Origin of the sequence: Pseudomonas sp. Root329 (assembly GCF_001424925.1) — a bacterium.
GTDB lineage: Bacteria > Pseudomonadota > Gammaproteobacteria > Pseudomonadales > Pseudomonadaceae > Aquipseudomonas > Aquipseudomonas arabinosi.
The window spans coordinates 206596-213011 of record NZ_LMCV01000045.1 but is presented as its reverse complement, the minus strand read 5'-3'; the positions used below and the strand labels follow the sequence as shown (position 1 = coordinate 213011).

Below are 6416 nucleotides of genomic sequence, written 5' to 3'. Positions count from 1 at the left end.
GGGCATGCCGAGCCTAGGCGAGGCACCGAATGGCGGGGCAAGAGCCCTTGGTTACTTGGGGCTTTTCCAAGTGACTCGCTGTAAAAGCGAAACCGCCAGCAGCCGTGACCGCAGAAACGGATATGCCCCCCCCAACCTTAAGCGAACAGCATCACGCCGCACGTGGTGCTTCGATTAAACCAGATTGATCGTAACGTCGATGTTGCCACGGGTCGCCTTCGAGTACGGGCACCGCTGGTGGGCGCCATCCACCACCGCCCGTGCGACAGCAGGGTCCAGACCCGGAAGGCTGACATTGAGGCGCGCCTGGAGGAAAAAGGCGTCTTCGGTCTTGCCCAGGTCCACTTCGGCATCGACGGCGACGTCGCTCGGCAGGGTCACCTTCAACGCGACAGCCGCCTTGCCCATTGCACCGATGAAACAGGCCGACCAACCTGCCGCCAGCAGCTGTTCGGGATTGGTGCCACTCCCTGACGAACCAGGGGCGGAAAGCTTGACGTCCAAACGTCCATCGTCGCTTCGTGACTCGCCGTTACGGCCTCCGCTCGTGTGGGTCTTGCCGGTGTAAAGCACGGTATCGATTTCATTGATCATGAGGTGGCTCCTGCTGGGGTGTTGGGCTCTTTAGCCTGGGTTCATCGGAGAACGCCAGGTGTTCGACGCCGCCCACTTTTTCACCTTCATGTACTGCGTATGTGTCCTGATTCAGTGGTTGTGTATCGCTGTGTAAGATCGCCAGGGAAAATACAGAGCGTTACAAATCTTCCGACCACCTGTATGTGGTGGCAGGGAAGGGCGGGGCTTTTCCGGCGGAGGAGCTTGGTTATTCGGCGTGAAGCACACGGACTCGGTCTCGCCGACAGCTGTCGGCGGGACCGCTTTAAACCTCACCATCACCCTCGTTTAGGCAGTTTCCAGTTTGGCCGAATGAAATGGCACGTGTAGCCGTTGGGATAGTGTTCGAGGTAGTCCTGATGTTCCGGCTCTGCCTCCCAGAACGGGCCAGCGGGCACGATTTCAGTGACGACCTTGTCGGGCCACAAGCCAGATGCATCAGCGTCGGCCACCGTGTCCTCGGCCACCTGCTTCTGTTCATCGTTGAGATAGAAGAGTGCCGACCGGTAGCTCATACCCACATCGTTGCCCTGACGATTCGTCGTCGTCGGGTCGTGGATCTGAAAGAAAAACTCGAGGATCTGGCGATAGCTGATCTGGTCCGGATCGAACACGATCTCGATCGCTTCCGCATGCGTGCCATGGTTGCGGTAAGTCGCATTGGGTACATCGCCGCCCGAGTATCCCACCCGCGTGGACACTACGCCGGGGTAACGTCTCAGCAAATCCTGCATGCCCCAGAAGCAGCCACCGGCCAGGATCGCAGTTTCAGTTCGCGTCGTCATAGTACGGTCCCTCCCATCAGTGAATTTGGGATCAGGTATCAATGTACCTCATGTGCTTTCACTTTTTGGCCGAAAGCGCTCACTCGGTCCGCGGCCACCGATCCTCGATTGCGTACCACGGCGCTTTCGATGCAACGCACACGTGTTTCTGTTTTTCACTCAGAAACGGTGTATCCAGCGTGCCTATCGCCACTGACACCCAGTCTGAATACTCACCTTTGGAATCAGACCAGAACAGCGAAGAGCCGCAGTCGCCACAGAACTGTCGGGCGACGCCTTCAGACGAGTGAAAGGTTTTGAGCGTCTCGACATCCGCAATGATCGTAATCGCCGACCTGGGCGCACTTGCATACGTTGCGAACGCTGCCCCGTGGCTCTTGCGGCATTGGCTGCAATGGCAATGGGTAACCGCTTTCAGCTCAGCGGCCACTCGATATTTCACTGCGCCGCACAGGCAACTTCCTTGGTGAAGTGCATCCATGTTTATCGTTTCTCAGGTGTCGGTCGCGTCACTGTCGCGGTCTGGTGTGGGGTTTGGCGAATTGGGTGAAACACCCGGCTCGCTGGCCTTTTCTACGAGTGGTCGCAGTTTGAATCGACAGACATTTCCGCCGCGGACCATGCACTCCGTGTGATCGACTTCACCACCGCCTAACGCTCCGATCAAGGCCAGGTCCAATTCGCAGACCACCGGGTGGGCCGCGGCCAGGCGGTGGAAGACGCAGTTGTGCGCGACGATTTCCTTGTCGTCGGACGAGCGAAAAAACACCTCTGCTTCGTATCCCGCCTGGTTCATGTGCTGCACGATCCTGGCTTCGTCAACCACCTGAGGTTCGCGATCCTGGGCCAGTTTGCGGCCCATGCTGCGCATCAGCGAAGCCAGGGCATCGTGGCCGATGATGTCGGCCACTTCCTCGATCAGCACACTGGCCAGCATCTGGTATTGGCGAGGGAACTGCTCCCGCGCATGGTCGGTGAGCCGATACAGCTGCTCCGGACGCCGGCCCGTCGGCCGGGTCTCGCCGCGCAGCACCAAGGCGTCACGCTCCAGCGCCGCCAGATGCTGGCGAACGGCGGTGCGTGTCACCGAAAGATGGTCAGCCAACTCGTCAATGCTCATGCCGCCCGCGTGGTGCAGCAGCGCATTGAGCAGGTCCTGCTGTGTACGGCCCAGTCCTTCCAGCATGGTTTGCCCTCGCGGTATCAGAACTTGTCCGGGAACTGCTTGACCAGTGCGGCCGTCAGCGCGTCAGCCAGCGACACGATGTGGGTGCGCATCATCTGCCAGGTGCGTGCTTCGCCTGCATAGTCGTGCGCGGCGAGTTCATCGACCTGGGCAACGTGGTGGCCGCCGTGAGCTGACAACATGGCAACCAGCGTGTTTTCAGGCAGGTTGGGGTTGGCTTTGGCCAGAAAGGCCGCAATCGCCTTGGCATTGCTGGTCAAATCCGTGACGGCTGCCTGCTTGCCTTTCGTGTCTTTGGCGACCGTGGCGTCGCTGTAGTGTTTCACCGCGCCCCAGTGACCGGCAAGCAGCTTGAGCAGTTGATCGGCAGCGGGCTGGCCGTAGAGCGGAGCGATGCTGTTGGCGATTTTGGTCGCGTTGTCGACGACCTGGTCAGCGGCGACTTTGGCTTGCTGTTTGTCCGCTGCCTGGTTGGCGATCGCGTAATTTCTGATCCAGAAAATATGCTCGACCCACAGGTCGCGCAAGGCCAGGCGCGTGGTCAACGCAGCGCTATCGGCGGAGGCCGGTGCGGCGGGGGGATTTTGACTCCAGGCCGGTTGAGCACAGAACGCCAACAGCATTAAAGCCAGGACTTTGATATTCATGACGGCACCCTCTGGTGATGGGATTGTTCGACAATATCAATTTAAGCATACAAATATGTTTTTATTGGGCCCAAGCCAAACTCGCGGATCAACGGTAGGTAAAAGGGGAGAGTAGGGGACACCGTAGCCTGGCTGACCGGAGTCCCCTTCGTTACGCAAAAATCAGAACTTGAACGCTTGTCGACCTACCAGCAACCATTGGCCTTTCTGTTTTTGCCAAATCTGGAAGTTCTCGATTTCGGTTGGCACCACTTCGGTGCCCTTCAGGGCTTGTGCCGAGAAGTGATGGCGGACCAACGCTACGTCACCCGACACGGTGATGGTCTGGTTCTGCATCTCCAGGGTTTTGAACGCGCTTTTGCCGGTTTCGATATCGTCGATGAATGCTTTCTTGTCCTGGATCTTCCCGCTGGAGTGCCCGTAGGTCAGGTTCTCGGCGGTCAGCGCTTTCAGCTCGGCAATGTTCTTGTGCAACATGGCCTGCGTCAGATGATCGACGGCTTGCGCAACATCCTTGTCCGCGGGAGCAGGGGCGGCGGCTACGTAGCCACTGAAGAGGCACAAGAATCCAATCAGCACTTTCACTTTTTTCATGGGTGTTTCCTTGTTGTTGTGGGTCGTCGGAGCGAGAGTGAAAATATCACTTATCGGTCATCGTACAACCTAGCATGAGACCAAGAAAAAAACGAACGTGCGTTGAGGGTTTGTCTCGAGGTTTAAGGCCGGAACGACGTCCCGAAAAATGAAGGTGAAAACTTTTGGCTGGAAAGCAGGGGTCGTTAACAAAGACTGCAATTGCTGGGTGTAGTCGGCGCGACTCGCCATTACAATGCAAAACGTTGTAACTCATCATTTATAGGGATATTGGCTAGTGGATGACAACAGAAGGCCCATCAAGACGCGCTCTGCGGGCTGGGCAAGACGCATCACCGACATTCTGGTGAAAAGAGACATTTCCCCCAATCAGATATCCGTCGCCAGCATCGCCTTCGCGTTTGCCGGCGTCGTGGCGCTCAATATCGATAGCGGTGTCATTGGGTCGATCTGCTGCGCGATCGGCATTCAGTTGCGCCTGCTGTGCAACCTCTTCGATGGGATGGTGGCGATAGAGGGCGGCAAGAAGTCCGATATCGGCAGTCTCTACAACGAATTCCCGGACCGGATTGCCGACAGCCTGCTGATCGTCGGGCTGGGGTATGCCATTGGGCAATCCGACCTCGGATGGTTCGCTGCCCTGGCCGCTGCACTGACGGCTTATGTGAGGGTGTTCGGCGGCTCGATCGGCCTCAAGCAGACCTTCATGGGCCCTATGGCCAAGCAGCATCGAATGGCCGTGATGACCGCAGGACTGCTGCTGAATGCCGTCGAAGCCACCGTTTACGGCACTCACTACGTCCTGTTGATTTCACTGGTCGTCATCGCCATTGGCTCAGTCGCCACCTGCGTCACACGAACGCTGGCGATCGCCAAGCAGCTGAAAGGGGCCGACCATGTGGATCAGTAATGCGCTGATTTCTGTTCTTCGACTGTTGATTGGCGTCACGGCCAGGTGGGAGAGCCCGCCGGATCTCACGCGTCAGCGAATCTATTTCGCCAATCACACCAGTCACATGGACACCTTGGCCATCATTGCGGCCCTGCCGCCCGAGGCGAGGTTGAATGTTAAGCCGATCGCCGCTGCCGATTACTGGGGAAAGAACCGGTTTCTGTCGTACATCTCCCAGAAAGGCCTGAATGCCGTGCTGATTGACCGTAAACCGGCGCCCGGTAAAAACGCCCTGGAGCCCATTTTCGATGTGGTGCAGGCGGGGCACTCGATCATCTTCTTTCCGGAAGGCACTCGCTCATCCGAGGCACTGCCCGGGGAATTCAAATCAGGTCTTTTCCGGCTGGCCGAGACCTTCCCCGATGTCGACCTGGTGCCGATCTACCTGGAAAACCTTCATCGCTCCATGCCCAAAGGCAAACACGTCCCTCTGCCGATCATCTGCACGATCCGTATCGGCAATCCGATGGAAAGGATTGCTGGCGAGGATAAACAGGTGTTTCTGGAACGCGCGCGTAACGCCATTGTGGGGTTGTCGAAATGAGTCTTGAAGCAAAGTTTTTGTGGTTCTTTTTTGGATTGGCATGCTTGCTGGCGATTGCTTCGCTGGCCGGTCGATTGCTGGCCCGGCGGGCCAAAACGGAAGGCGCTGTCTCGACCATCGAAAACCTCAATCAGCGCGTGAATGCCTGGTGGGGGATGGTCATCATCTTCTTCGTTTCCTACCTGCTGGGTGGTAATGCAACGGTCGTCCTGTTCGGTTTTATCTCACTGTTCGCGCTCAGGGAGTTCATCACCCTGACACCGACCCGACGAGGTGACCATAACGCCCTGTTTTCGGCATTTTTCATCCTGATCCCGCTGCAATACATTCTGATCGGTACGCATTGGTATTCGATGTTCACGCTGCTGATTCCGGTGTACTCATTCCTGCTGTTGCCGGCGATTGCGGTGCTGAGTCAGGACACTGATGGCTTCCTGGAAAGGACAGCAAAAATCCAGTGGGGCGTGATGATCTGCATTTATTGCATCAGCCATGCGCCCGCGCTGTTGCTCCTGGATCTGGAAGGGTTCACCGGTCAAAACGCGCTGCTGCTGTTCTATCTGGTGTTCGTCGTTCAGTTGAGTGACGTGTTGCAGTACGTGTTCGGCAAGCTCTTCGGCAAGCACAAAGTTGCGCCGCTGGTGAGTCCGTCAAAAACCGTCGAAGGACTGGTCGGTGGCGGCCTGTCTGCAACGCTGATTGGCGGCTGCATGTTCTGGATGACCCCCTTCAGCTTCTGGCAGTCACTGATGATGTCGTTCGTCATCGTGGTGATGGGCTTCCTCGGTGGTCTGGTCATGTCGGCGATCAAACGCAGTCTGAGCGCCAAGGACTGGGGAACCATGATCAAAGGTCACGGCGGCATGCTCGACCGGATGGACTCGATTTGCTTCGCAGCGCCGATCTTCTTTCACCTGACGCGCTACTTCTTCTCCGCTGCCTGATTCGGGCGCCCTCAAAACCGAAAAACATACCGCATGTCGTAAAAGACATGCGCGTATGGACATTCGCTTCATTAACCACTCGTGCCAGTCGATAACCTTTTCAGCAAACCAATCCGCAGTTGGCTTTACGCCACTGACAAACGTGCTGA

General features: G+C 57.3%; 9 protein-coding genes. 3 read left to right on the top strand and 6 right to left on the bottom strand.

The window, feature by feature from the left end:
• Nucleotides 1–174: 174 nt before the first annotated feature.
• From ASC74_RS26480 to ASC74_RS26460, 6 genes are all read right to left on the bottom strand, one after another.
• Nucleotides 175–594: an organic hydroperoxide resistance protein gene (locus ASC74_RS26480; protein WP_056745399.1), complete on the bottom strand. Its 420-nt coding sequence runs from the start codon at nt 592–594 to the stop codon at nt 175–177.
• 299 nt (nt 595–893) lie between these two features.
• Nucleotides 894–1400 (bottom strand): peptide-methionine (S)-S-oxide reductase MsrA, encoded by a 507-nt coding sequence (gene msrA / locus ASC74_RS26475; protein WP_056745397.1) that lies wholly within the window; start codon nt 1398–1400, stop codon nt 894–896.
• 79 nt (nt 1401–1479) lie between these two features.
• Nucleotides 1480–1881: a GFA family protein gene (locus ASC74_RS31450; protein ID WP_082555899.1), complete on the bottom strand. Its 402-nt coding sequence runs from the start codon at nt 1879–1881 to the stop codon at nt 1480–1482.
• Between the two features lie 12 nt (nt 1882–1893).
• Nucleotides 1894–2586 carry a helix-turn-helix transcriptional regulator gene (locus tag ASC74_RS26470; RefSeq protein ID WP_056745395.1) on the bottom strand — a complete coding sequence of 231 codons (693 nt, stop codon included), beginning with the start codon at nt 2584–2586 and terminating at the stop codon, nt 1894–1896.
• A gap of 17 nt (nt 2587–2603) precedes the next feature.
• Nucleotides 2604–3233 (bottom strand): hypothetical protein, encoded by a 630-nt coding sequence (locus ASC74_RS26465; RefSeq protein ID WP_033056644.1) that lies wholly within the window; start codon nt 3231–3233, stop codon nt 2604–2606.
• 162 nt (nt 3234–3395) lie between these two features.
• Entirely contained in the window at nt 3396–3827 is a 432-nt protein-coding gene (locus ASC74_RS26460; RefSeq protein WP_056745393.1) for a nuclear transport factor 2 family protein, read from the bottom strand.
• Nucleotides 3828–4104: 277 nt separating this feature from the next.
• Between ASC74_RS26460 and ASC74_RS26455 the strand changes: the two genes are divergently transcribed.
• Genes ASC74_RS26455 through ASC74_RS26445 form a run of 3 tightly spaced genes read left to right on the top strand, consistent with a single transcriptional unit; the run spans nt 4105 to nt 6267 of the window.
• On the top strand, nt 4105–4737 hold the full coding sequence (locus ASC74_RS26455; protein WP_056745392.1) for a CDP-alcohol phosphatidyltransferase family protein: 633 nt from the start codon (nt 4105–4107) through the stop codon (nt 4735–4737).
• Nucleotides 4724–5323 (top strand): lysophospholipid acyltransferase family protein, encoded by a 600-nt coding sequence (locus tag ASC74_RS26450; protein WP_046049021.1) that lies wholly within the window; start codon nt 4724–4726, stop codon nt 5321–5323. Before ASC74_RS26455 ends, ASC74_RS26450 begins: the two co-directional genes overlap by 14 nt.
• Nucleotides 5320–6267, top strand: coding sequence for a phosphatidate cytidylyltransferase (locus ASC74_RS26445; RefSeq protein ID WP_056745391.1), 948 nt, complete (start codon nt 5320–5322; stop codon nt 6265–6267). Before ASC74_RS26450 ends, ASC74_RS26445 begins: the two co-directional genes overlap by 4 nt.
• Nucleotides 6268–6416 lie beyond the last annotated feature (149 nt).